Raw genomic sequence first — 25,511 nt, forward strand, 5'->3', positions numbered from 1 at the left:
TCGTTAGATGACCAGCAGCGAAAGCTCAAGACTGTCCCGTCGAGCGCTTCTTCGGACCACCGCGGCGGCCGGCGCCGCCGCGGCGACGCTGATCCACCCGGGCACCGCCTCGGCGGCGCCCGCGATACCCCCGACTCGGACCGACCACGACCAGCCGTCCGCCGGAACGCAGAAGAACGGGTCCATCCCGACCCCGGCGGAGTACTTCGGAACTGCGATCGGAACCGAGGGCTTCCTGGCTCAATGGGACAAGATGGTCCCGTACTTCCAGCTGATCGGTGCCCGCAGCGACCGGGTGCACTTCGAGGAGATCGGCAAGACCACCCGGGGATACCCGTACGTCCTGCTGACCATCAGCTCGCCGAAGAACCTTGCCAACCTTGACAAGTTGGTCGCCACCAACGCCAGGCTGGCCGACCCCCGAGGGCTGTCCGAGGCCGACGCCAAGAAGCTGGCCACCGAGGGCAAGCCGTTCTACTACGTGCAGGCCGGCATCCACTCGACCGAGGTCGGTAACTCCCAGGCCGCCATCGAATGGGCCTACCGGCTGGCCACCGAGAAGTCCGACTACATCGAGAAAATTCTGGACAACCTGGTCATCCTGCTCCAGCCGTGCCAGAACCCGGACGGCATCGTGCTCGTCAACGACTACTTCGCCGCCACGGCCAACACCGATTACTCGCGCACCTACCCCGACCTGTACAACAAGTACACCGGCCACGACGACAACCGTGACTGGATCATGCTGACCCAGATCGAGAGCAGACACAACGTCTCGATCCTGAACAAATACCGGCCCCAAGTCTTCCAGGACTCCCACGGCGCCGGCGCCGGCGCTCCCCGGCTGTTCACGCCGCCGTACCTGTCGCCGTACGACCCCAACATCGACAGCATCCTGGTGCAGCAGACCGACACGGTGGGCCTGGCGATGCAGCGGGGCATGACCGTCGCAGGCATGAAGGGCAACGGCTGGGGTTCGACATACGACTACTGGTCGCCGTCCCGGCAGTACTGCGTCTACCACGGCTCGGTGCGCATCCTGACCGAGGCGGCGTCTGCCGCCAACCTCGCCTACCCCCAAGTGGGCACGAAACCGCTCGGGCAGCAGACCACCGACATCAATTTCATCGAGCCGTACGACTCCAACACCTGGACGCTGCGCAACATCGTCGACTGGGTCTCCCAGGCCTTCTACTCGGGCCTGGAGGCGGTCGCCTACGACAACTACAACTGGCTCTACAACTCCTACCGCGTCGGGGCCAAGGCGGTGACCCGGACCAGCCCGTACGCCTACGTCATCCCAGCTGGGCAGCGTGACCCGCAGGCGGTCTACGACGCCCTAGAGATCTTCCACCTCGGCGCGGTGGAGATCCGCCAGGCACAGGCCGCGTTCACCGCCGGCGGCAAGCAGTACCCAGCCGGGTCGTACATCATCTACATGCAGCAGCCCTACGCCGGGTTCGCCAAGACGCTGCTGGAGGTGCAGGAATACCCGCAGCTGCTGCAGTACCCCGGTGGCCCGCCGCAGCGGCCGTACGACACAACCGCGCAGACCCTGCCGATGCTGCTCGGCTTCGAGGCCGACCTCATCGCCACGTCCTTCTCGGCCGAGACCAAGCTGCTGAGCTCCATCAAGCCGCCGGTGGTCGCCACGCCATCCGCACCGCCGAGAACCGGGGCGTACACGATCGGACCGGAGTCCTACGGGGTGTTCCGGATCGTCGCCGCGCTGCAGAAGCAGAACATCCCCACATTCCGCGCAGCCGCCCAGTTCACCGACGGCGGTCGCACCTTCCCCGCCGGCACCTTCCTCGTCCCACCGTCCTCGGCGGCCCGGCAGCTCCTGCACACCCGGTCGAAGAGCACCGGCATCCCGGTGTCCGCCGTCAGCGCGGTGCCGGCCGTGGCCGGCATCCAGCTCAAGCCGGGCACGAAGATCGGCCTGCTCAAGCCCCCGGACAACATGCCGTCCGGCTGGCTGATGTGGGTGTTCGACCAGTACGGGGTGAACTACTCCGTCGTGGAGGCGGGCGACTACGCCGACCTCGCCGGTAAGTACGACGCCATCATCATGCCGGATGGGGTCAGCAAGAACTCCATCGTCAACGGCCTGAACTCGACGAAGTACCCGTCCGACTGGGCCTGGGCGTTCGGCGTCGGCACGACCGGCTGGAACCAGCTGCACGACTTCGTGACCGGCGGCGGCACGCTGGTCACCTACGGCAGTGCGACCGCTACGGCGCAGTCGCTGTTCAGCCTGCCTATCACCTCCACTCTGCCCAGCGGTTCCTCCTCGGACTTCTACTGCCCGGGATCGCTGCTGAGCCAGGAGTTCGACACGAATAACCCCGCGGCCTGGGGCGTGCCTGCGAACAACCCCGTGTGGTTCGTGTCGAACGACGCGTACAAGTTGACCAGCACAAGCACGTATCCGGTGGACGTGATTGCCAAGTACCCCGACAGCGGCGACCAGTTGCAGAGCGGCTGGTTGATCGGCGGCGAGCACCTCAACGCGGCGGTCAACGGGCTGTCCTGGAAGATCGGCGACGGTTACGTCGCCACCTTCGGCAACGAGATCGGGTTCCGCACCTGGAACCGGTCCGAGCAGCGGATGCTCTTCAACGCCGCCTACTACGGGCCGTCCACGAAGCTGACCGCTGACCAGTTCCAGCGTTTCGGAAAGTAGATCGCGTGGTGGGGGCGGGTCTCCCCGCCCCCACCACCGGCCGCCGGACAGAACAGAGAGGAAGACCCGGTTGTACCCCGATGACGACGGAACCTGGACTAGCGCGCTGACCCACCTGGAGTGTGGTCGATGCGCCGAGCAGTACGACGCGGAAGTGCCCCAGAACGTCTGCCGCTGCGGTTCGCCGCTGCTCGTCCGCTACGACCTCGACCAGGTCCGGGCCACGGTCCGGCCACAGGACATCGCGTCGCGCAGCACGGACCTGTGGCGGTACCGGGAGCTGCTGCCGGTACGGGATCCCGCGAACGTGATCGCCCTCGGCGAGGGCTGGACACCGATCGTGCCGCTGGCCGAGTACGGCCGACGGATCGGTGTACCGGGCCTGCTGGCCAAGGACGAGGGAATGCTGCCGACCGGAAGTTTCAAGGCGCGGGGTGCGGCGGTCGGCGTCTCCCGGGCGCACGAACTGGGGGTACAGCGTCTGACCCTGCCGACCAACGGCAATGCCGGCGCCGCCTGGGCCACCTACGCAGCGCGGGCCGGTATGGAATGTCTGGTGGTGATGCCCGAGGACGCTCCGGAGGTGACCCGTAAGGAGTGTCTGGCGGCCGGCGCCAGGGTGTACATCGTGGACGGTCTGATCGGCGACGCCGGTCGCATCGCAGGACAGGCGGTGAAGGACGGCTGGTTCAGTGCCGCGACGCTGCGCGAGCCTTACCGCATCGAGGGCAAGAAGACGATGGGCCTGGAGATCGCCGAACAGTTCGGCTGGCGGGTGCCGGATGTCGTGGTGTACCCGACCGGTGGCGGCGTGGGCCTGATCGGTATCCGTAAGGCGCTGGACGAGTTGACCGCGCTGGGTTGGATCACCGGGCGGCTGCCCCGGTTCGTGGCCGTGCAGTCCAGTGGCTGCGCGCCGATCGTGAAGGCCTTCGAGTCGGGGGCCGAGACCGCCGAACCGTGGCCGGCGGACCGGGCACGCACCGTCGCCTTCGGTATCAACGTCGCCAGCGCGCTGGGCGACTTCCTCATCCTGTCCGCGCTGCGGGACAGCAAGGGCACGGCGATCGCCGTCGACGACCGGGAGATCCTCGAGGAGCAGGCGGCCTGCGCGGCCTCCGACGGTCTGCTGATGTGCCCGGAGGGGGCAGCGACGCTGGCCGCGGTACGCCGGCTGCGCGCGGACGGCTGGCTCGACGGGGACGAGGAAGTGCTGGTGCTCAACACCGGCAGTGCGCTGAAGTATGCCGACACCCTGCTGGTCGGCGAGCCGCCCCGCCTGCTGCGCGACGCCGACCTGCCGCCCGAGGCGGCCTCCTCGGCCGGAACGACCGGCACGGCCCAAGGCCGTCGGACACCGCGATGACGGAGTCGCCGGGTGTGGACGGTCCGCTCGCCAAGTCACCCGCCGACACGCAGACGGCCATGGTGGAGCTGCGCGGGGTGTACAAGTCGTACGGCGATGTCGAGGTGCTCAAGGGCGTCGACCTGACGGTGGCCCGCGGTGAGGTGGTCACCATCATCGGTCCGTCCGGTGGCGGCAAGAGCACGCTGCTCCGCTGTGCCAACCTGCTGGAGTCGGTGACCTCCGGCCAAGTGCTGCTGGAGAACCTGGACTTGACCGGTCCCGGCGTCGACCTGAACACGATACGCCGGCGCATCGGCATGGTGTTCCAGCAGTTCAACCTCTTCCCGCACCTCTCCGCCATCGACAACCTCACCCTGGCGCCGCGCAAGCTGCTGCGGATGCCCAAAGGCGAGGCGCAGGAGCGGGCCGTCGCATTGCTGGGCCGCGTGGGGCTGGCCGGCAAGGCCGAAGCGTACCCGAGGCAGCTGTCGGGCGGGCAGCAGCAACGGGTCGCCATCGCCCGCGCGTTGATGATGGACCCGCACGTGATGCTCTTTGACGAGGTGACCTCCGCACTGGACCCGGAGCTGGTCAGCGAGGTCCTCGACGTGATGCGTGACCTCGCCCGCTCCGGGATGACGATGCTGTGTGTCACCCACGAGATGGGCTTCGCCCGCGAACTCGGCGACCGGCTGGTGTTCATCGACGGTGGCGTGATCGCGGAGCAGGGCCGCCCGGCCGATGTGCTGGACCGGCCCCAGAACGAACGTACCCGCCATTTCCTCCGCAAAGTTCTCAGATAGCCCGCCCGATCGAGCAGAAGGAAGTTGTGTTGTGAGATCGAAATTCGGCATGCTCGTAGGTACAGCGATGGTCCTGGTCCTCGCCGTCGGCTGCTCCTCCTCGTCCGACGCGTCATCCTCGTCCGGTAGCGGTTCAGGCGGTTCCAACGCCGCCACCGGTGACCCCGTGGACGTGGGAGCGCCGCTGCCCGACGAGGTGAAGAGCAGGGGCAAGCTGACCGTCGGCGTCAAGTGCGACTACCCGCCGTTCGGATACATCGACGAATCGTCGAAGAACGCGGGCTTCGAAATCGACATCGCCCGCCAGATGGCCTCCTACGCGTTCGGCGACTCCAACGCGCTGACCCTGACCTGCGTGACCGGATCCAACCGGGTGTCGTTCCTGACCTCCAAGCGCATCGACCTGATCGAAGCGACGATGAACTACACCCAGGAACGCGCCCAGACCATCGACTTCTCCACCCCCTACTTCCAGAGCGGCGTGAAACTGCTGGTACCCAAGGACTCCCCGATCACTTCCTTCGACCAGCTGGCCGGCAAGACGGTCATCAGCACCAGCGGCGCCACCGCCAGCCTCTGGCTGACCCAGTGCAAGAAGGACGTCAAGCAGACACTGTTCACCCAGACCAGCCAGGCACTGACCGCACTGAACCAGAAGCGCGGTGTCGCTTTCGCCCAGGACGACGCCCTTCTGCTCGACCTGGCGGCGAAGAACTCCAAGCTCAAGGCCGTCGGCGACGCCAAGGCCGGCAGTCCCTGGGGAATGGGCGTCCGCAAGGGCGATGTGCAGATGCTGGCCTGGGTCAACGGCGCCCTGGCCCACATGCAGCAGACGGACTTCCTCTGGACCGATTTCCAGAAGACCGTCACCGACCCCTCCGTGCAGCAGCAGTTCGCCCAGTACGTGCCCCGGCCGGGCCGCAACCTGACCTACCCGTCCGGCTCCACTCTGAAGTGCTGAGCATGCTCGACGTCTCCGGCTACCACTTCGACCCGGGCTTCATCGTCCACCATCTCGGCGATCTCGGAACCGGCCTGCTGCGAACGCTGGCGATCAGCGCCATCGGCATGGCCGGCTCCCTGCTCGTCGGTGTGCTGCTCGGCGCCATCAGTGCGCTTCGCATACCGGTCGCCCGACAACTGATCGCGGCCTACGTCGAGTTGTTCCGCAATACCCCGCTCCTGGTGCAGATCTTCTTCCTCTACTTCGCGCTGCCCGAAACCGGGCTGCAGCTGGACGGCTTCACCGTCGGCTGGCTGTCACTGCTTCTGTGGGGCGGCGCCTACAACGTGGAGAACTTCCGCGCCGGCTTCGAGGCTGTCGAAGGCGGCTACGTCGAAGCCTGCCGGGCCCTCGGCTTCCCCCGCCTGGCCGCCTTCCGATATGCCACCCTCCCCCTCGGCGCCCGCATCGCACTCCCGTCGGTCACCAACACCCTCATCTCCGTCTTCAAGAACTCATCGTTCATGGTCGCGATCAGCTACCCGGAACTCACCGAAACCGCTGTCAACGTCGTCGCCGTCACGTTCCGGGTGTTCGAGATGTTTCTCGCCATCGGCGTCATCTACCTCGGACTGGTCTGGCTCATGTCACTGGGCGCCGGGGCCATCGAGCGTCGCTTGGCGATATCAGGAGGACACTGATGCCCCCATGGGTCGGGCCCGTGGCCGACTACCTCGCCGGCGGCCTGCACGAAACCGCCCTGCTGGCCCTGGTCAGCATCGCCGCCAGCCTCCTGGCCGGAATCCTGCTCGGCGCCGTACTCACGCTGCCCAGCAGACCGGTCCGGGGGGTGGTCCGGGCCTACGTCGAAGTCTGGCGGGGCCTGCCGATCATCATCATCCTGTTCTTCATCTTCTTCGTCCTGCCCATCATCGGCGTACGGGTGGACACCTTCGCCGCCGCCGCCATCGGACTGTCCCTGTGGGGCAGCGCCAACATGGCCGAAGTCGTCCGCGGCGCCGTCCAGTCGGTACCCCGCGGGCAAGCGGAGGCCGCCGCGGCGCTGGGCTTCTCCTGGACCGGACGCATGCGACACGTCCTCCTGCCCCAGGCCGCCCGGCGAGCGCTCCCCCCACTGATCGGACTCGTCGTCAACCTCATCCAGCAGACCTCGCTGGCCGCCGTCATCGGGCTGCTCGACATCCTCGAAGCATCACAACGCTCCGTCGAACGACTCACCCTTTCCGGCGGGTCCTCCCACGCAATACCGATCCTCGGCGCCGTGCTAGCCGTCTTCTTCGTCATCTGTCTGCCACTGACGATGCTGTCCCGCTGGTACGAGCGCAGACTTCACTGACGCGCCCGGCCGGACCGTAGTCTCTTCGAGTACACAGCGTCCTCGGTACCGACCATCACGAAGAAACGGGGGCACCCGCGGCCATGACCGTCCCGCGCCACACCCTGCTGAACGCCGCCTACGACCACCTGCGGGCCGCCATCCTCGACGGTTCCCTCACCCCGGGCTCACGCGTCACCGTCCGTCCGCTGACCGAACAGCTCGGCCTCAGCCCAACACCCATCAAGTCCGCCCTCGCCGCGCTCGAACGCGAAGGCTTCCTCGTCGCCGTCCCGCACCGCGGCTACTTCGTCCCCGAAGCCGGCACCGACGACCTGCTGGAACTGTACGAGCTGCGGGAGGCCGTCGACGGGATCGCCGCACGCCGGACGGCCGAGGCACCCGATCACGACCAGGTCGCCACACAGCTGCGCACGCTGCTGGCCAAGCAGCGCGAGGCCATCGAAGCGAACGACCTGCAAACCTACGGGGAGTTGGACCTCGCGTTCCACCGCCTCATCTGGGAGAGCTCAGGCAGCCGACGACTCATCCCCATAGCGGAGAACCTCGTCGCCCAGGTGCGCCTGGGCAACCGTCTCTCCGCGCAGGCACCCGGCCGGTTGCCGGTCGCCATCGACGAGCACCAGGACATTCTGGATGCGATCAGCAAGGGCGACCCGCGCGCCGCAGAGCAACACATCCGCAGCCACGTCCGGGAAGCGGGCCAGGCGCTGCGACGCTACCTTGGGGTACAGGGCGCAGCGGAGCAGCGTGACTTCACGTAGCCGGCGCAACGGCTCGTGCCGGTTCCCCGGCCCCGGGTACTTTGCCTTCGGTCTTAAGCCGAACCACCGCGTACCCGGTCTGTTCCCGGTAATCCTCCGCCCGGTATCCAAGGGCCCGCAGGACCATGGTGCGGGCCAGTTCGTTCTTGGTCCCGAATCGGCAGTGTTGGGGGATGCGGGCGGCGCGGCAGCGTTCGGGGTCGTCGGTCCAGGATTTGGACAGGTAGAGCTCGCAGTCGACCGGAGCATGACCGCGGGTGACGCGCACCGCCGTCGACGGCGGCCTTTCACCGCTGTGGCCCATGTCAAGCTTTCGCGTGATCAGGCGGTCGCCACGATCCTGGACAGCGAGGCACTGCGCACCGTCGCCCCTGGGCCAGGCCGGCATTCCCACGGATCACGAATCGCGAAAGCGACCTGCCTGGCCCACCGTTCGGACGTACGTTCCGCACGCGTGCTGTCGCGAACGGTCCCAGCTCTCCCTGAACCGCGGCCGCAGCTGGACCACGCTCATCAGCCCAGACCAGTCCGACGAGCTGGCCACACCCGGACCGCCGACGAGATCCTCGGCAAGGTCGCGCCACCTATTCAACGAATCCCCGACTCAGGTCACCAGGACGACCGGGTACAGTGCGCGCCGGCAGTCTGGTTACTTGAGGAGGGGAAGCGTGACCGACACCAGCGAGGCCCGATCCGCGGACGATGCAGCTCAAGCGACCCAGCAGAGCCGACTGCGCCGCCTGATGCGCTACATCCCTTTGATCGCCCCCGTCCTGCTGTGGACTGTGCCCTGCTGGGTGCTGCTGCACGCCGGCCAGCACTGGCCGCTCCCCGTGGCGCTGGGCGGCACCGCCCTGTTCGTCCTCGGTCTGGTCGCTATGCCGCTCGCGATGGTGCGCGGCCACGGCCGGCGGCAGCAGGACTGGGCGGCGATCGTCGGAGACACCCTCCTCGGGGCCAGCTGGGTACTCTTCACCTGGTCCGTCCTGCTCGGCGTCCTGCTGCGCCTCGCCCTGACCGTGGCCGGTGTAGGCAACGGTCAGAACCGGGCCCGGATCGTCAGTTGGGTGGTCCTCGGCGTAGCCGCCGGGCTGCTCGCCTGGGGGTACGCCGAGGCCCGCCGGGTGCCACGGGTGCGCCAGCTCGACGTACAAATCCCGCGGCTGGGAGCCGGATTGGACGGCATCCGCGTCGTCCTCATCACCGACACCCACTACGGCCCGCTCGACCGCGCCCGCTGGTCTGCCCGGGTCTGCGCGAAGGTCAACACCCTGGAGGCCGACCTGGTCTGCCACACCGGCGACATCGCGGACGGCACGGCCCAACGCCGCCGCGCCCAGGCCGCTCCGCTCGGCACCGTGCGAGCCACCCGGGCCCGGGTCTACGTCACCGGAAACCACGAGTACTACAGCGAGGCCCAGGGCTGGGTCGATCTGATGGACGAGCTGGGTTGGGAGCCGCTGCGCAACCGTCATCTGCTGCTCGAACGCGGCGGCGACACCCTTGTGGTCGCCGGCGTGGATGACGTCACCGCCGAGTCCTCCGGCCTGGCCGGCCACCGCGCCCACCTCGCCGGCGCCCTGAACGGCGCCGACCCCGACCTGCCCGTCCTGCTCCTGGCCCACCAGCCCAAGTTCGTCGACCGGGCCGCAGCAGGCGGCATCGACCTCCAGCTCTCGGGCCACACCCACGGCGGCCAGATCTGGCCCTTCCACCACCTCGTCGGCATCGACCAGCCGGCCCTCGCCGGCCTCAGCCGCCACGGCACCCGCACCCTCCTCTACACCAGCCGCGGCACCGGTTTCTGGGGCCCGCCGTTCCGCGTCTTCGCCCCCAGCGAGATCACCCTGCTCGTACTCCGCTCCCCGCAGCGGCCTCCCACACAGCCCCTGTGAGCGGGGTCCTGGCTGCAGCGGTCCGTGACGAGGTGGAAGATCTCCCTGGCCGCGTAGCGTTTGAGGCAACGATTTCGCGGGCTTCGTGAAGCCCCTGCATGACGACGAGTGGTACATGGGCAGCCTGTCGGACAGTAGCGGGGACTGGTTCCAAGGGAATGTGACCCTCCGCATCCAGTCCCCGCTGTGCGGTCCGCGCTACTTCAGTGCGTACGGCACCGCTACCAGCGTGCCGTCGACAGGGCACACGAGGAGACCGCGCCAGCGTGCTCCCACGGCGCCGATCCCGGCGGCCGGCCCGCCCAGCAGGTCGAACAAACGCGCGCACGGGAAACGTGAACGATGAGGCGAACACCGCCAGCACCGTTGCCGACGTTGTTCCTTCCGGTGTCGCCTGCGCGGCACGCAGTGAGCGTCATGACGGCGAGCGCGCCCGTCGAGCCACGGGCTGGGTGCCGAAGACATGGGAGCGGCCCTCACGATCAGGCCGACGGGAGTCGACGTGATCACGAAGGCCGCGCCGTTCACCGGGTGACCGGCTCAGGCGAGCCGAACCCGAGGGCCCATTAGGGCTGTCAGGGTGTCGGGTTGTCGATTTCGAAGCCGTCGAACGTGGCGTACTGTCCCGACAGCTTGCTCACCACGATCGTGTGAATGCCGGCCGGGAGCGGGGCGCCGGTGTAGATGGCCGCATCGGCGTGGCGGGTGCCGTCGGCAGGAACCGTGTCGACGACGGCGGGGGATGCGCCGTCGATCGACACACTGATCTTGCCCTGGTCGGTGTACTGCTCGCCAAAGACCTTGATGCCGGTGCCGATGAAGGTGAACGAGAGGCTGCTGCCGTCGCTCCCTGCGTAGTGGATGTCGCCGTTGTAGTCGCCGTAGCTTCGGCCGGCCGAATAATTCCAGCCGCTGTAGGTGATCGACGGGTCTGTGTCGTCGATCCGTGCCGCGGCCTGCGGTACTCCGATGTAGACCGTGACGCCTGCCGACCGCTTGGACGTGGCTCCGGCCTTGTCGGACTGCGTGGCGGTCAGCGTGTGCTGGCCGGGTGAGGAGCTGGTGACCGTGCAGGCCCACGTGCCGCCGGTGCCGGTCACCGCGGTGCAGCCGGTGTGGTCCAGGGTGACACCGACGGTGACGGTGTCACCGGCCACTCCGGTTCCGCGCACCGTGTAGGTGTCCGCCAGGCCGGCCGCGCCGTTGACGGGAGCGGTGATCACCGGCTTGGGCACGTACGTGCCGACGGTGACGTCGGTGCCGTCCGCTCCGGGCGGCACCGTGGCGGTCAGGAACCCGGAGGAGAGCAGCCGCACGCTCGTCGCGCGCTGGTCAACGAAGTACACCGGGGTGCTGCGCGAGAAGCCGACGCCGGCGATGAGCACCTGGTCGGTCGTGGAGGACCCGGCAGTGGCGGGCGTGGGCGCGGAGATGTAGCTCGCCTGCGGCCGCAGGCTGTCGGCCAACGACTGGTACGCGCCGGTCAGTCCGGCGCCGGCGAGCATCGCGTCCGGGATGACGCCCGGGCCGGGCGACGCGGGGATCGTGGTGTTGTCGCTGATGTTCGAGTCGACCGGCTTGTTGCAGTCGTAGCTGCCGACCCGGTCGGAGAAGTAGTTGCCGGTGACCCAGAAGTGACCGGTGGACGAGCAGCCGCCCTGCCCGGCGACAGAGGTCAGCGGGTGGAACTCCGCGTTGCCGCTGAAGTCGATCCACTCGGAACCCGCGTCGTCGTAGTACGCGTTGTACGGGGCGCCGTCGTTGTACGTGACGTTGCCGGTGACGTGCAGGCCGTTCGCGAGGGTGGCCGCCGAGTCGATCGTGCCGTCGGCCTGGTAGACGTACTGCGCCTGGTGGCCCTCGATGTAGATCGCGCCGCCGTCGGCGAGCACCTTCAGGAAGTCGAAGATCAGGTTGTTGCTGATCGTGTTGTCGGCGTTGATATTGGTCGAGTTCTGCGGGTGGTCGGCCTCGTCGACGTGGCCCTGGATGACGCCGGCGGTGATGCCGGTGTAGGGCAGGTCGTAGAGGTCGTTGTGCGTGATCGTGGTGTGCTGGCTGAACAGCAGCGTGATCCCGCAGGCCGAGGGGTAGTCGGTGCCGATCTGGTGGATCACGTTGTTCGCGACCGTGGTGTGGTCGAGGATCTCGTTCTGCCCGACCGGGTCCTTGGCGACGGCCTTCGGGTCAGGGGTGCAGCCGGCCTGGATCACCGATGCCGGCGTGGCCGTGGGGGTCGGGTCGTAGGTGCAGCCGAGGATCAGCGCGGTCGAAGCGATCCGGGTGAACTCGTTTCCTTCGATGACGTTCTGCGAGCCGCCGTACTTGAAGCTCAGGCCGGCGCCGCCGAGGCCGACGAACCGGTTGCCGCTGATCGTGATGTGGCTGGACGCGGTGAAGGAGACGTTGGCGGCGGGCTGGGTGAGCGCGCCCCACGGGCAGCTGCCGGCGGGCGTGGAGAAGGTGCACAGGCCCTGGTTGTTCGCGCCGGTCCTGCGCAGGTTGCTCTGCACGTCGGCGAACCCCACGGTGGAGGACGGGTCGTTCCAGGTGGCGTAGGAGAACTGCAGGCCCGCGAAGGTGATGTCGTGCAGCGGGGCGCGCAGGCTCCCGGCGCCTTGCAGCAGCGTCTCCAGCCGCGGCAGCTCGACGTCCAGGGCGGCGACGTGGACACCGCTCTTCGGTGCGTAGTAGATCCTGTTCGCAGCGCTGTCGAGGAACCACTGCCCGGTCTGGAGCAGGCCGCGGACGTTCTCGATCGTGGAGGGCATCCGCGAGGTGGACATCGACGGCAGGCCGCCGGAGCCCTGGGTGAACGGGGCACCGTTGGTGACGTTGGTCCAGCAGGGCTGATCCATGATCAGCCGGCTGCCGGACATGCTGGCGACCTGGCACTTCGAGTCGGTCCACGGGCCGCTGCCGCCGGGGTAGTCGAACTCGACCTGTGCCAGCTGCGCCGGCGTGAGTTGGCCGAACCAGGCCACGGCCGCGGCATCCTTCGACAGGTCGTACCCGGTGGTCGAGCCGACCCAGCCACCCGTGAAGTGCAGGGCAGCAGGCGTGGCCTGCGCGACGGACGCCTCCGTGCCGTCGACGTAGAGCTGCCGGCTGGCGCTGCCACGGGGCACGCTCGCCGACCACACACCGGTGCTGCCGACCTGGGACCAGCCGGTAACCCGCGTGGCGCCGGAGATCACCGGGTGTGCGCCCGGCGCCGCGCGCCACACCACCGGGTGACCGGTGCTACCGGAGTCGGCGGCGCCGAACTCCAACGGTTTGCTCAAACGGTACGTGCCGTCGGTCAGTTCGACCGTGACGCCCGCGGGGTGACGGCCCCCCTCAACCTTCCGCACCGCAGCCTGCGCCGCTGACAGCGAGCAGGGATTCCTCGACGTGCACGCCGCGCCATGGCCGTCAGGCGCCGCCCACAGCACCGCCTGCGTTGCCGCCTGCGCGGGCGCCGCCGACCAGGCGGGTGCCGCGCCGGCGAAGCCGAACACAACTATGGAAACGAGAATCTTCCACGATGACGCCATCCACTTCATGATCGCTCCGGAACCGCTGGCCCGCGGGGTCCGCCCACAGGGAGACAAAGACATCCGATCAATGCGGCCAAAGGTTGGCAGCCTACTTGACGGCCGTCAAGAGGTTTCGCAAGAAAGTCGGCCCATCGGACAGACGCGCCCATTGAGTCAGCCCCCGTTCCGCGCACAGTGATCCGACGTATACAGTGGGCGCACATCCGCATGCGACGGCCGGAACCTGGCAGCCCTTCGACGGCCGGCTCCTGCCACCGGCCCGCCCGGCGAGGCTGGCGATTGCCCTTGACGCGTCCGCGCCGCGGGTCCAGACTCGCCTCCGGCGTGGGTGACAACGTTGTCGCGTGTGTTTTCTGACAGCCCCCCACCGAAGAGCCGTGCAAGGTGACAGGGAAGGTCTGACGTGTACCGACACCGAGCGAAACACCACCGCAGAACCAGCAGCAGCCGCCGCTTCGGCCGTCCTGCCGTGGTCGCGGCGGCACTTGCCGCGGTCAGCGCGCTGGTCGTGCCCGCCGCGCTGGCGGCGGGGCCGGCCGGAGCGGCGGGGCGGGGCGGCGGGACCGCGCTCGTCGCGGACCCGACGGCCTACGTCAACACGTTCATCGGCACGCAGAAGGGCGTCGACTGGGAGAACACGTTCCCCGGCGTCACCGCGCCCTTCGGAATGATGCAGTTCAGCCCGGACACTGCTACCGCGCCGACCGGCTACGGGTACACCGACACCACCATCAAGGGCTTCAGCCTCGACCACTTCTCCGGTGGCTGCTCATCCTTCGGTGACATCCCGATCCTGCCGGTGACCGGCGAGGTCGGCGCCGACCCGGCCGGGCGCACCGAGCACTTCTCGCACGACGACGAGCAGGCGGCGCCCGGCTCGTACGACGTGCATCTCGCCGACTCCGATGTGCAGGTGGACATCGGCGCGACGGCCAGGACCGGGATCGCGTCGTTCGGCTACCCGGCGGGCAGCCAGGCGCAGCTGCTGGTCAAGTCCGGTACGAGCCTGGGCGGTGACCTGGCCGCCAAGGTGAACGTGGTCAGCGACCACGAGATCTCCGGCACGACCACCCCGCGCGGGCTGTGCGGCAACAGCAAGTACACGATGTACTTCGACATCACCTTCGACCGACCGTTCACCGCCCACGGCACCTGGCAGCGCGGCGGGGGCAGCGGCAGCGGTGCCACGGCCGTCACCGCGGGCTCGTCCACCTCGGCCGGCTCCGGGTCCGGCGCCTACCTCACCTTCGACACTTCCACCGACCGCAGTGTCACTGCCAAGATCGGTATGTCGTACGTGAGTACGTCCGGTGCGGCGGCCAACGCCGCGGCTGAGATTCCCGGTTGGAACGTCAGCCACGTCCAGGCGCAGACCAGGGCCGACTGGCGGGACGCGCTGCGCAAGGTGTCGGTCGGCGGTGCTTCCGACGACGAACTGACGACCTTCTACTCCTCGTTGTACCGCTCGCTGCAGTCGCCGAGCGTCTTCAACGACGTGGACGGTCGCTACATCGGCTTCGACGACGCGATCCACCAAGTGCCGCGCGGGCACACCCAGTACGCGACCTTCTCCGACTGGGACATCTACCGATCGCTGGCGCCGCTGCAGACGATGCTCTACCCGGACAAGGCCGGCGACATGGCCAACTCCCTGCTGCGGGACGCCCAGCAGCAGGGCGGCTGGTGGCCCAAGTGGCCGTCACAGAACATGACGGGGAATGTCATGAACGGCGACAACGGCGTACCGCTGTTCGCGCAGTACGTCGCCTTCGGCGCGACCGGCGTGGACATCAAGGACGCGCTGCCGATCATGAAGAAGGCCGCGACGCAGTCGCAGAAGGTCGGCTGGGGCTGGGTGGAGCGCCCCGGCGTCGAGGACTACGTACGGCTCGGCTACGCGCCCAACAACAGCACCTCGCAGGGTGACCACGGGCTGCAGGGCGCATCGGAGACCCTGGAGTGGGCCACCGACGACTTCACGATCTCGCAGCTCGCGGCCCGGATCGGCGACCACGCGACCGCGGCCGAGTACGCGGTGCGCGGCAACAACTGGCAGAACATCTTCGACCCGGCCACCAACTACTTGCGCCCGCGCGATGACAACGGCGCCTTCCCCGCGGGTCCCGGCTTCGAGACCCCGCCGGCCGGCGCGTTCGGCCAGGACGGCTACGACGAGGGCAACGCCGCCCAGTACAACTGGTCGGTCCAGCAGAACATCGCGGGCCTGGTCACCGCGATGGGCGGCAACGACGCGGTGATCCCGCGCCTGGACGACTACTTCAGCCGGCTCAACGCGGGCGGCAACGCGCCCTACGACTGGGCGGGCAACGAGATCGACACCACCACCCCGTGGATGTACGACTACGTCGGCCAGCCGTGGAAGACCCAGGAGGTCACCCGGCGGTTCGAGACGGAGCTGTTCACCACCGCACCCGACGGACTGCCCGGCAACGACGACAACGGCGCCCTGTCGTCGGAGTACGTGTGGGCGGCGCTCGGCATGATGCCGGCCACCCCCGGCACCCCGACGCTGGTGCTCAACAGCCCGCTGGTCAAGCGGGCGGTGATCAGCCTGGGCAACGGCCACCGGATCACCGTCGACGCACCGAAGGCCGCGGACGACGCGCCCTATGTCACCGGAATGCGGCTGGACGGACGGCACTTCGAGTCCACCGCGCTGCCCGCCACCTTCGCCACCCAGGGCGGCTCCCTGGACGTCGACCTGTCCACCCGGCCCGACACCCACTGGGCCACCGGCGCCAAGGCGGCCCCGCCGTCGTACCGCACCGGCGAGGTGCCGGCGGTCGGCTATCTCACCCCGACCGGCAATCAAGTGATGTCCAGCGGTACGAGCCTGCCCGCGACGGTGGGCGTCTCCGGCCTCGCCGGGCACGCCGGCTCGGTGCGCTGGACCGCCGCGTCGGACGTGCCTGGGGTCACCGTGACCCCGTCATCCGGCACCCTCGACCTGCGCCACGCCGACCGCGCCACCGTGCCCGTCACCATCTCGGTCGCGGACGGCACCCCCTCCGGCTACCACCCGGTGAAGGTCGCCTTCCGTTCGGCGGACGGCACCTCGCTGCCCGGCGGCGCCGCCGTGGTGACCGTACCGGCCGCGGACGGCAGCGCGACCGCCTGCGACACGCTCGGCGCGACCGACACCGAGTGCGGGCTGCGCTTCCGGGACAACGGGGACGGGCACACCACGCCGGTCACCGTCGGCGATCGCAGCGGTCGGTCCACGACGGACGGTTCGCCGTACGAGTACTTCGACATCGACAACACCATCGTCCCCGGCGGCGCCTACCATGCGACCGTCTCCATCGACTATTACGACCACGGCACCGGCAGTTGGAGCCTGCAGTACGACTCCACCGCCGGCGCCTACAAGCAGTCCCCTTCGGTGGCCAAGACCGGCACCGATACCTGGAAGACGGCGACCTTCACCCTGGACGACGCGGCCTTCCACAACGGTGAGAACGCCGGCAGCGACTTCCGGGTCGCCAACAGCGGGGACACCGGCACACTAGGCCGGGTCCAGGTGACCGTCAGCGGCGGCAACGTCCTGGCTCTGCACCTGTGCCCGGACGGCAGCTGACGGCAACTGATCGCAGCCGGCGGTCACCACCGCAACCGACGGCCCCTGGGCGCTGGACAGCACGACCGTCCGGCGCCCAGGGAGGCCTTCGTGCTGTCGCTGATCTCCCTCGGCCTGGGACTTGACGGCCCTGGGCATCGGCGTGGCCGGCTGCGTCGAGGGAGGCGGCGATGGGAATGCCAACCGCATCATGGCGCTCGTGTACGCGATCGTCAGCCCACTGTCCAACGTCGCCGCGCCCCTTCGGCACCCAAGCCGTCCGAGAGAAGTGCGACCCATGGGTGAAGGCCGTGCCGCCCGTCGCCGACCTCATCAGCTATCCCGTCGCCGCCGTCTTCAACCTCCTCGTCAACCTGGGGGTCGGCAAGAAGTAGCAGGGAGTCGTTCTCTCCCGGCCCTGGCAGACCCTCCGGCCGGACGTCTCGGCATGGGGCTTGGCGGGCGTCGGAACGACCGCGACGGGGCGGGGCTCGATCCTCCGCCATCCGTTGGACCGGAACTTCGGTGGGCCGGTCCGCCGCGGCCTCGAGGTCGCAGTCGGTGCACCGGCCAGACGGGCAGGGACAGGTGCCGTGCTCAAGGCACAGGCCTTGGGCGGCACGCTCGGCACGCTCACGTGCGGCGATCTCGGCGCACAGCTCGCAGGCCGCGCCGGTCCGCCAGGTCACGCCGCTCTCGCAGTCCTGGAGGACGCAGCCCCGGAGGGCAGGGCCAACCCGAGCGGCCACCGGTCCGGGTCGCGGACGCGCGGGGGATGATGGGGATGGAAAGATGGAAACAAGGTCTGGAGCTTCCATGGCGAGGCGGGTTCACCAACCCCGTGAGGACGCGGAGTTCGATTTCATCCTCAGGATGAGCGGAGTCCCGGTCCTCGCATACTTCACCGGGACATGGCCCAAGGCAATCGAGCTCTGCCGGGCGATGGACCTCGTCGTGGGTGGCATCGCCGACGAGTACGCGGGCCGCCTGACGGCCGTCCGCACCGACATTACGCGCTGTCCAGCCGCAACCGAGCGATACGGGATCACCGGAGCCCCGTCCTACGTCCTGCTGAAGGAGGGAGAGGCCGTGGCGCACGGCACGGGGCCTATGACGACCGCCGAGGTCCGGGAGTTCCTGGACGGCCACCTCTGAGACGGCAGGGGTCGCATCCACTCGGACGGGTCCTGGTCCGCCTTGGAGCGGTCGGCGTGGGCGGTGACGGCCACCAAGCTGGTCGCTGCGTCTTGGTCGTTGGCGTACGCCTCACGAAGAGCGGCTGTCCATGCCGCCGCGGGCCGGAGAAGGTGGTGGAGGCCAAGCGGGTCGCCTTGCAGGTCAAGCGAGCCAAGGCGGACCTGGCGGAGTTGCACGAGAAGCAGCAGGCCATGATCGAAGCTGATCGGCAACTGCCGCACGCTGCTGCAGCACATCTACACCGACGGTTTCGCCCCAGCAAGCGAAGACCAAGGCCGGGCAGCTTTCCGCCGAGGTGCTGAAGGTGCTCGCCGGGATCGAGGTGGATGCCGAGGCCGGACAGGTGGCGGCCCGGTTCGGCGGTGCGGTGGCGCCCGCACTGCACGCCCTGGCCGCCGCGGTGACCACGCAGGCCGGCGGCCTGTCGGCGGTGCTGCAGGCTGTGGACGGATTCGGCGGGTTCGACGGGCAGTACGAGCAGATCGAGAAGGCCTCCGCGCACCACGGCGACTACTGGGAGGTGCTGCTGTACGGGCACCTGCGCAAGGACCGGGCGGTGATGTACGACTTCACCAAGCTGGTCGAGCTGACACGGCCACTACCGACGACAGCCGGGTGCTGGACGCGCTGGAGCACGCGCGGCGGCACAAGTTTGCCCGGGACTTGATCCCCGACACCGATGCGGACGGCGGTCGAGGTCGACATCTCCTTCGCGACGAAGAACTGGCAGAAGGCGATCAGGTACAAGAACTGGCCCGGCCGCTTCGTGCGGCGGCACTTCGAGGCGATGGTCTTTCATGCCCTTGCCGAAGACACGCGGAGCTGACCCGGCTTCCGCGCGGCACAGCGGAACCCGGGGCCCAGGCCCTCCGCGCCCGGAAACGATCGAAGAGCCCGCGACCTTCATCCCTCCACAGGATTCTGATCGTTCTGCTCTTGCGCCTGCGCCCAGGCGATCGCCCATTCGTCGAGCGGTTGGAGGGCGTAACCGAGTGCTGTCCCCAGCCGGGTGAGCTCGTAGCCATCGGCTGAGGGGGCGATGATCCCGCTTGCCGAGAGTTCGCGAAGCCGCTGGTAGAGGACACTGGATGACACACCTGCGCACCGTGCCAGCAGCGCACGCGCACCGAGCGGGCCCGCACGCAGCTCCCAGATAATTCGCAGCGCCCACCGACGGCCGAAGAGATCCATCGCGGCCATGATCGGGCGGCCGGTAGTCGATCCACGAACCGGTGTTCCTGGGCGCGGTGTCGGCATGACCCTCCTTGCGTTTCGGTATTCGAAACACTAGCATCCCTCTCGTGTTTCTAATTTAGAAACAACCTCAACGGGAGCGCCGGTGTCGGGAATAGCCTTGCTGGAACCGCCGTACGCCGACCAGGCCGGCGCGCTACTCGCGCGCACGATGCCCGGGGACGTGCACGGGCGGAGGCGGTCCCGGCCACCCGTACGAGAGTCGCCGCCCTCTCCGCACTGGGCGAGGCCCGCGCCGCGGCCGACACTCACACGCTCGTCGACGCTGCGGAGATCCCGGCCCGCGCGGCCGTGCGCGCCGCCGCCCGCCAGGTCCTCGCCGAGGCCGGGCTCACCCCCGACTACCTGGCCCTGATCGATCCCTCCGACTTCACCGAGGCCCCCGACGACCACACCGGCGAGGCGATCCTCGCGGTGGCCGCCAGGGTCGGCACCACCCGTCTCATCGACAACATCCCGCTCACCTTCGGGGGCACCCAATGACCGCGTCCGCAACAGGAACCGCGACCGGCATACGCCTGCACGCACCGGCCCCGGGCTGGTCGATCGACGCGGACGTCGTGGTCGTCGGCTCCGGCGTGGCAGGCCTCACCGCCGCCCTGCGCTGTACGGCAGCCGGCCTGCGCACCGTCGTCGTCACCAAGGCCCGCCTGGACGACGGCTCCACCCGCTGGGCCCAGGGCGGCATCGCAGCCGCGCTCGGTGAGGGCGACACCCCTCAGCAGCACCTGGACGACACGCTGGTCGCGGGGGCCGGACTCTGCGACGAGAGCGCGGTCCGTGTCCTGGTCACCGAGGGTCCCGACGCGGTACGCCGCCTCATCGCCACCGGCGCCCACTTCGACACCTCGCCAGAGGGCGACCTCCAGCTCACTCGTGAGGGCGGCCACCACCGCCGCCGCATCGTCCACGCGGGCGGCGACGCCTCGGGCGCGGAAGTCTCCCGGGCCCTGGTCGAGGCGGTCCGCTCGGCGGCCCTCCGCACGATCGAGAACGCCCTGGTCCTGGACCTGTTGACGGACACAGAAGGCCGTACGGCAGGCGTCACCCTGCACGTCATGGGCGAGGGCCAGCACGACGGAGTCGGCGCGGTCCGCGCCCCGGCTGTCGTCCTCGCGACGGGCGGCATGGGCCAGGTCTTCTCCGCGACGACCAACCCCTCGGTCTCCACCGGAGACGGCGTGGCACTCGCCCTGCGCGCCGGAGCCCAAGTCTCCGACCTCGAATTCGTCCAGTTCCACCCCACGGTCCTCTTCCTGGGATCGGGCGCGGAGGGCCAGCAGCCCCTGGTCTCCGAGGCGGTACGGGGCGAGGGCGCCCACCTGGTCGACGCGACGGGCACCCGCTTCATGCTCGGGCAGCACGAACTGGCCGAACTGGCCCCCCGCGACATCGTCGCCAAGGCCATCACCCGCCAGATGCAGCTCCACGGCACCGAGCACATGTACCTGGATGCCCGCCACTTCGGCGCCGAGATGTGGGAGACCCGCTTCCCCACGATCCTCGCCGCCTGCCGCAGCCACGGCATCGACCCGGCCACCGAGCCGATCCCCATCTTCCCGGCCGCCCACCACGCATCGGGCGGCGTACGCACCGACCTGCGCGGCCGCACCACGGTCCCCGGCCTCTACGCCTGCGGCGAGGTCGCGTGCACCGGCGTCCACGGCGCCAACCGCCTCGCCTCCAACTCCCTCCTGGAGGGCCTGGTCTTCGCGGAACGCATCGCGGACGACATCACGGCGACCGCGCACGAGCGCACCGCCCCAGTGATCCCCGAGGGCACCACGCTTCCGCTCCTCGCCCCCGAGTCCCGCCTCACGATCCAGCGGATCATGACGAAGGGCGCCGGAGTGATCCGCTCCGCGGCCAGCCTCGCCGAGGCAGCCGAGTCCCTGGAGTCGATCAGGGCGGACGCCGACGCCGAGACCCCCGACGACCACAAGCCCGCCGTCCCCGGCGTCGAGGCCTGGGAGGCGACGAACCTCCTGTGCGTGGCCCGCGTCCTGGTCGCCGCCGCACAGCGCCGCGAGGAGACCCGCGGCTGCCACTGGCGCGAGGACCACCCGGACCGCGAAGACGCGGACTGGCGCCGCCACTTGGTGGTACGACTTCAGCCGGACCGCTCCCTCGCGGTCCACACCACAGACACCGCCGAATTCCCCCCGACCCTTCCTGCTCAAGAGAAGTGACCGTGACCACCCCCGACCTCCCTCTCCTCCCGGCCGACGGCTGCGGCGACGGCTGCGGCTGCGGCTGCGGCGGAGCAGGCGACCTCGAATGCGGCCTCGACCCCGCCCTCGCCCAGCTCCTTGAGGACGCGGGCCTGGACCCGGTCGAGGTCGAGGTCATCGCACACATGACACTCGGCGAGGACCTGGCCGGGGCATTGACGTCACCACGGCCGCCACGGTCCCCGAAGAGGCAGTGACCACAGGCGACTTCACGGCCCGCGAGGCGGGCACCGTCGCCGGCATCCACATCACCGAAGCGGTCCTGTCGGTCGTCTGCACGGACACCTTCGAGGTCGAGCGCCACGTCGAGGACGGCGACCGCGTCGAGGCGGGCCAGAAGATCCTCTCGGTCACCACCCACACCCGCGACTTACTCACCGCCGAGCGCAGCGCCCTCAACATCATCTGCCGCCTCTCGGGCATCGCGACGGCCACCCGCGCCTGGGCGGACGTCCTCGAAGGCACCAAGTCCAAGGTCCGCGACACCCGCAAGACGACCCCGGGCCTGCGCTCCCTGGAGAGGTACGCGGTCCGCTGCGGCGGCGGCGTCAACCACCGCATCTCCCTCTCGGACGCGGCTCTGGTCAAGGACACCCACGTGGTGGCGGCGGGCGGCGTGGCCGAGGCCTTCACGCTCGTACGCGAAAGCTTCCCCGACCTCGCGATCGAGGTGGAGGTCGACACCCTCACCCAGGTCACCGAAGTCCTGGACGCCGGCGCGGACTTGATCCTCCTGGACAACTTCACCCCGGCGGAAACGGCCGAGGCGGTGGCCCTGGTCAACGGCCGGGCGATGCTGAGTCCTCCGGCCACCTGACCCTCGACACGGCCCGCGCCTACGCCGAGACGGGTGTCGACTACCTCGCGGTCGGAGCCCTCACGCACTCCTCGCCCATCCTCGACATCGGCCTGGACCTCTGATGCTCCTGACCGTCGACGTCGGCGACGAGGTTTCATGGGGCCGGGCCGGCCGCCCGTCAACCGATGACGAGCAGTGAAGTCTGCCTGACCGGTCCACGCCTTTGCCGAGGGTGAGCACGCCGTGCAGAGTCAGCATCCGGAGCCGATCTGCGGAGACGATGTCAGGGCGAGGGCAGCGATCCGCAGCTGGGCCGCCCACGTCTGCTGGTCAAGCCCCAACGTGTACTCAATGCAGCATTCGCATTGCGGGATCAGCGCCACGAACGATTGCTCCGCCGCGGTCGCGACCTCCTTCTCCCACCAGTCGTCCGTCGCCAGGTCGGCGGGAGTGATTTCACCATCGATGAGTCTCGCCGCCATCCGGCGCAGAGCGTGGCGCCGTGCCAGGCCCCGATCCGGCAACCCGATTCCTGACTCGGAAAGTGCTTGCTCGAACGCGTCGCGAATATCGCGGGCATCCGCGTTGCGAGGCCAGCCGGCGAGTTCGCACAGCGTCGGGGTGTCCAGCCCGGCCGCGAGTGCCTCAGCCGCGATCATCGGCAGGTCCTCCGGCCGTATCTCATCCGCCTGATAACGGCATGCCACCTCCCCCAGAGACGTGAGGCCACTCTGCATAGGGATTTCCGGTTCCGGTGTCGTTCCTTCTGCTTTCATGACTCCGACGGTGTCAGCACCATTCACAGGGAAGGCACCCAGGGGCGGCCCGCTCGGCACCCACCCGCGTGTTCGCCTGAACCCGAAGGCCGAACCCACGAGAACACGACATTCCATCCTTGGGTTCCTGCGAAAAGCCCTTCAGTTTCCGTGAACTCGCGGGCCTCCAGGAGCGCTGGTAGGAACCGTGTCACCAGCCGCAAACGGCAGTGATCAGTGCTGGAGGGTCAGGGCAGTTCGGCTGTGCTCGGGGAATACGACACGGTATGCGGCTGAGATGTAACGCCGGGGCCGGGGATGTGGGCCCGCTGGGTGAATCCACAGGAGGGCTCCTGGCAGGTCCGGACGTACCCATGGCGTCGGAGGAGACGCGGCACCGGTGGTCAGTGAGGCAGCACGGTGTCCAGCCATTGCAGGATCTCGGGGGTCACCGGGTCGGTGATGTCGGCGAACTCGTCATGCTTCTTGAGGAACTTCGCGACGTAGGGGCAGACCGGCACGATGCGCTTCCCTGACGTGCGTACGTCGGTCAACGCCTGCTGTACGAGTATCGCGGCCAGGCCCTGCCCGGCGAACGCGTCGTAGATTTTGGTGTGGTAGAAAACGCGCTGGTCGTCGCGGTCGCGATACGCGGTGTGGCCTGCGGTTTTGCCGTCGACCAGGATTTCGTACCGGTGCTTCGGGTCCACTCGCTGAACAGTCGGAGCGGCGGCGGGCTGGGTCATCGCATGCCTTTCAGTGACGCGTCGGGTTTTTGCGAGGTGCGATGGTGGCGTGGGGAAGGGCCGGAGCGGGAAGACGGTCGCCGTCGTAACCGTCGACCTTGCCGAAGCGGTCGGATGCGCTCTGCCACGCTTCCCTGGCTTCGACGATGTCTTCGTGGCTCCGACCGATGAAATTCCACCACATGACGATCTGTTCCTCGAACGGCGTCCCGCCGAGCAGGACTGCCCGCGCGACGGCGTCCGTCTCGTTCGCCAGCGTCAGTGTGTCGCTTCCCGTGCCGACGTATCCCAACTCCGTCGGGTGCAGGAGTGTTCCGGCGATACGGACCTCCCCGTGGTCGACGAGAAGGCCGTGCTCGAAGCCGGCGTCGATGGCGAGCGTGGTCGTCGAGTGCGGCTCAAGGATGAGTTCGGCACCGAGCAGGGGCGTGAACGTCCGCACCGGGGCGGTGTCACCTGCCAGCGCCCCGAGGAACACTCTGACTTCGGCTCCGTCCACCCGGACCGAGCTCGGGACGTAATGCTGGAAGTCACGGCCGGTGTGCCGGTGTTCTTCGGGAAGCGCCACCCACAGCTGGACGCCGTGCAGGATCGTGGTGCGGGCGGTGGAAACTTCCGAGTGGCTGATGCCGTGCCCACCCGTCATGAGGTTCAGCTCACCGGGCCGTACAAAGGCGTGGCTGCCCAGGCTGTCCCGGTGCTCGATCTCCCCGCTGAACAGCCAGCTCACCGTCTGCAGACCGGTGTGCGGATGGGGCGCGACGTCCATGCCGCCCGTGCCGGCAACGTCGTCGGGGCCGTAGTGGTCGATGAAACACCAGGCCCCGATCAGCGTCCGGGCCCGCTGCGGCAGCGTGCGCCGCACGGTCATCGACCTCGGACCGCCCAACGGGACGTCCCTCGCGGAGAGGACCTCGACCTGCGGCACATGCTCACCGTGCTCCGAGGCTCCGCAGCGGAGCTCGGCGGGTTCCCTCTCGACATTGCTCATCGCACGCCCCTCTCACCCAAGGATGATTTTATATTCAACAATTGTTTCCGATGATACGAGGATGCCCCGCCGTGCGCACGGCAGGGCCGGCGAGGGCCGGGAGCGGCCCGTGAGGAGTCCAGGTTGAGTGACACGGCAGCAGGCCCCGCGCGCAAGCGGGTCTTCATCGACAAGCAGAGCCCGAAGGCGTACCACGCACTGACCGAGACAGCCGAAACGGTCCGTGCGGTCGCCGCCGACGCAGGGCTGGACCGCAAGCTCGTGGAACTGATCAACCTCCGCGTGTCACAGATCAACGGCTGCGCGTACTGCCTCAACGTGCACACCCGGGCCGCCCTGCGCGCGGGCGAGACCACCCAGCGCCTGGGTGTACTGGCAGCCTGGCGCGACACCGAACTGTTCACGGCACGGGAGCGCGCGGCACTCGCCCTGGCGGAGGCGGCCACCGAACCCGCGAACGCCGCCGTCCAGGAGAGTGCCTACGAGGCAGCCCGCCAGGCCCTCACCGACGATGAGATCTCCGCTGCGATCTGGGTAGCGATCACCATCAACGCGTTCAACCGCATCTCCATCATGAGCAGGCATCCCGTGCGCGTGATCCCGCAGCAGTGATTCCGGCGGCACCG

At 68.8% G+C, this 25,511-nt stretch carries 20 protein-coding genes and 3 pseudogenes; 16 read left to right on the forward strand and 7 right to left on the reverse strand.

Going from position 1 to position 25,511, the window contains the following annotated elements; all coding sequences use genetic code 11:
- Positions 1-7: 7 nt before the first annotated feature.
- The 7 genes from ACIA8E_RS29510 to ACIA8E_RS29540 all read left to right on the forward strand — a co-directional run bounded on the left by ACIA8E_RS29510 (position 8) and on the right by ACIA8E_RS29540 (position 7,901).
- Complete coding sequence (locus tag ACIA8E_RS29510; protein ID WP_399302456.1) at positions 8-2,686, forward strand: M14 family zinc carboxypeptidase; 2,679 nt, start codon at positions 8-10, stop codon at positions 2,684-2,686.
- A gap of 70 nt (positions 2,687-2,756) precedes the next feature.
- Positions 2,757-4,052 carry a threonine synthase gene (locus ACIA8E_RS29515; protein WP_399302458.1) on the forward strand — a complete coding sequence of 432 codons (1,296 nt, stop codon included), beginning with the start codon at positions 2,757-2,759 and terminating at the stop codon, positions 4,050-4,052.
- A complete protein-coding gene (locus ACIA8E_RS29520) occupies positions 4,049-4,837 on the forward strand; it encodes an amino acid ABC transporter ATP-binding protein (protein WP_399302460.1) in 789 nt (262 codons plus the stop codon). The genes ACIA8E_RS29515 and ACIA8E_RS29520 overlap by 4 nt, the downstream gene beginning before the upstream one ends.
- Before the next feature lie 31 nt (positions 4,838-4,868).
- On the forward strand, positions 4,869-5,798 hold the full coding sequence (locus tag ACIA8E_RS29525; protein WP_399302462.1) for a transporter substrate-binding domain-containing protein: 930 nt from the start codon (positions 4,869-4,871) through the stop codon (positions 5,796-5,798).
- 2 nt (positions 5,799-5,800) lie between these two features.
- Entirely contained in the window at positions 5,801-6,481 is a 681-nt protein-coding gene (locus ACIA8E_RS29530; protein ID WP_399302464.1) for an amino acid ABC transporter permease, read from the forward strand.
- Positions 6,481-7,137 (forward strand): amino acid ABC transporter permease, encoded by a 657-nt coding sequence (locus ACIA8E_RS29535; protein WP_399302466.1) that lies wholly within the window; start codon positions 6,481-6,483, stop codon positions 7,135-7,137. Before ACIA8E_RS29530 ends, ACIA8E_RS29535 begins: the two co-directional genes overlap by 1 nt.
- An 83-nt stretch (positions 7,138-7,220) precedes the next feature.
- Positions 7,221-7,901, forward strand: a complete 681-nt coding sequence (locus ACIA8E_RS29540) for a GntR family transcriptional regulator (protein ID WP_399302468.1) — start codon at positions 7,221-7,223, stop codon at positions 7,899-7,901.
- On the opposite strand, the gene ACIA8E_RS29545 is transcribed toward ACIA8E_RS29540, so the two are convergent.
- Positions 7,894-8,289 carry a transposase gene (locus tag ACIA8E_RS29545; protein ID WP_399302470.1) on the reverse strand — a complete coding sequence of 132 codons (396 nt, stop codon included), beginning with the start codon at positions 8,287-8,289 and terminating at the stop codon, positions 7,894-7,896. The two genes, ACIA8E_RS29540 and ACIA8E_RS29545, sit on opposite strands and share 8 nt — an antisense overlap.
- A 280-nt stretch (positions 8,290-8,569) precedes the next feature.
- On the opposite strand from ACIA8E_RS29545, the gene ACIA8E_RS29550 reads away from it, so the two are divergent.
- The gene (locus ACIA8E_RS29550) at positions 8,570-9,796 is read left to right on the forward strand and encodes a metallophosphoesterase (RefSeq protein ID WP_399302472.1); all 1,227 of its coding nucleotides are present in this window, start codon (positions 8,570-8,572) and stop codon (positions 9,794-9,796) included.
- A 575-nt stretch (positions 9,797-10,371) separates the two neighbouring features.
- Here the strand turns inward: ACIA8E_RS29550 and ACIA8E_RS29555 are convergent.
- Positions 10,372-13,332: an Ig-like domain-containing protein gene (locus tag ACIA8E_RS29555; RefSeq protein WP_399302474.1), complete on the reverse strand. Its 2,961-nt coding sequence runs from the start codon at positions 13,330-13,332 to the stop codon at positions 10,372-10,374.
- A 406-nt stretch (positions 13,333-13,738) separates the two neighbouring features.
- Between ACIA8E_RS29555 and ACIA8E_RS29560 the strand changes: the two genes are divergently transcribed.
- Together ACIA8E_RS29560 and ACIA8E_RS29565 are read left to right on the forward strand one after the other, a co-directional pair.
- Positions 13,739-16,933, forward strand: coding sequence for a GH92 family glycosyl hydrolase (locus ACIA8E_RS29560; RefSeq protein WP_399302476.1), 3,195 nt, complete (start codon positions 13,739-13,741; stop codon positions 16,931-16,933).
- Between the two features lie 795 nt (positions 16,934-17,728).
- The gene (locus tag ACIA8E_RS29565) at positions 17,729-18,067 is read left to right on the forward strand and encodes a thioredoxin family protein (RefSeq protein WP_399302478.1); all 339 of its coding nucleotides are present in this window, start codon (positions 17,729-17,731) and stop codon (positions 18,065-18,067) included.
- Between the two features lie 2 nt (positions 18,068-18,069).
- Here the strand turns inward: ACIA8E_RS29565 and ACIA8E_RS29570 are convergent.
- Positions 18,070-18,207: pseudogene (locus ACIA8E_RS29570) on the reverse strand (HNH endonuclease); the annotation flags it as partial.
- Positions 18,208-18,413: 206 nt separating this feature from the next.
- On the opposite strand from ACIA8E_RS29570, the gene ACIA8E_RS29575 reads away from it, so the two are divergent.
- Together ACIA8E_RS29575 and ACIA8E_RS29580 are read left to right on the forward strand one after the other, a co-directional pair.
- Positions 18,414-18,776 (forward strand): hypothetical protein, encoded by a 363-nt coding sequence (locus ACIA8E_RS29575; protein WP_399302480.1) that lies wholly within the window; start codon positions 18,414-18,416, stop codon positions 18,774-18,776.
- A 12-nt stretch (positions 18,777-18,788) separates the two neighbouring features.
- Complete coding sequence (locus ACIA8E_RS29580) at positions 18,789-18,935, forward strand: hypothetical protein (RefSeq protein WP_399302482.1); 147 nt, start codon at positions 18,789-18,791, stop codon at positions 18,933-18,935.
- 77 nt (positions 18,936-19,012) lie between these two features.
- On the opposite strand, the gene ACIA8E_RS29585 is transcribed toward ACIA8E_RS29580, so the two are convergent.
- Complete coding sequence (locus ACIA8E_RS29585) at positions 19,013-19,309, reverse strand: winged helix-turn-helix transcriptional regulator (RefSeq protein WP_399302582.1); 297 nt, start codon at positions 19,307-19,309, stop codon at positions 19,013-19,015.
- Between the two features lie 216 nt (positions 19,310-19,525).
- Here ACIA8E_RS29585 and ACIA8E_RS29590 point away from each other — a divergent pair.
- From ACIA8E_RS29590 to nadC, 3 genes and pseudogenes are all read left to right on the forward strand, one after another.
- Positions 19,526-19,846, forward strand: a pseudogene (locus tag ACIA8E_RS29590) (pantoate--beta-alanine ligase); the annotation flags it as partial.
- Positions 19,843-21,552, forward strand: a complete 1,710-nt coding sequence (locus tag ACIA8E_RS29595; protein ID WP_399302484.1) for an L-aspartate oxidase — start codon at positions 19,843-19,845, stop codon at positions 21,550-21,552. The pseudogene ACIA8E_RS29590 and the gene ACIA8E_RS29595, both read left to right, overlap by 4 nt.
- A 2-nt stretch (positions 21,553-21,554) precedes the next feature.
- A pseudogene (gene nadC / locus ACIA8E_RS29600) lies at positions 21,555-22,515 on the forward strand (carboxylating nicotinate-nucleotide diphosphorylase).
- Positions 22,516-22,644: 129 nt separating this feature from the next.
- On the opposite strand, the gene ACIA8E_RS29605 reads toward nadC, so the two are convergent.
- The 3 genes from ACIA8E_RS29605 to ACIA8E_RS29615 form a co-directional block, all read right to left on the reverse strand.
- Complete coding sequence (locus tag ACIA8E_RS29605; protein WP_399302486.1) at positions 22,645-23,169, reverse strand: hypothetical protein; 525 nt, start codon at positions 23,167-23,169, stop codon at positions 22,645-22,647.
- Between the two features lie 383 nt (positions 23,170-23,552).
- Positions 23,553-23,894 (reverse strand): GNAT family N-acetyltransferase, encoded by a 342-nt coding sequence (locus ACIA8E_RS29610; RefSeq protein WP_399302488.1) that lies wholly within the window; start codon positions 23,892-23,894, stop codon positions 23,553-23,555.
- A 10-nt stretch (positions 23,895-23,904) separates the two neighbouring features.
- Positions 23,905-24,885 carry a pirin family protein gene (locus tag ACIA8E_RS29615; RefSeq protein ID WP_399302490.1) on the reverse strand — a complete coding sequence of 327 codons (981 nt, stop codon included), beginning with the start codon at positions 24,883-24,885 and terminating at the stop codon, positions 23,905-23,907.
- A 123-nt stretch (positions 24,886-25,008) separates the two neighbouring features.
- Between ACIA8E_RS29615 and ACIA8E_RS29620 the strand changes: the two genes are divergently transcribed.
- Positions 25,009-25,497, forward strand: coding sequence for a carboxymuconolactone decarboxylase family protein (locus tag ACIA8E_RS29620; protein WP_399302492.1), 489 nt, complete (start codon positions 25,009-25,011; stop codon positions 25,495-25,497).
- Positions 25,498-25,511: the final 14 nt, after the last annotated feature.

The sequence above is a fragment of the Streptomyces sp. NPDC051664 genome (assembly GCF_044453545.1).
Taxonomy (GTDB): Bacteria; Actinomycetota; Actinomycetes; order Streptomycetales; family Streptomycetaceae; genus Streptomyces.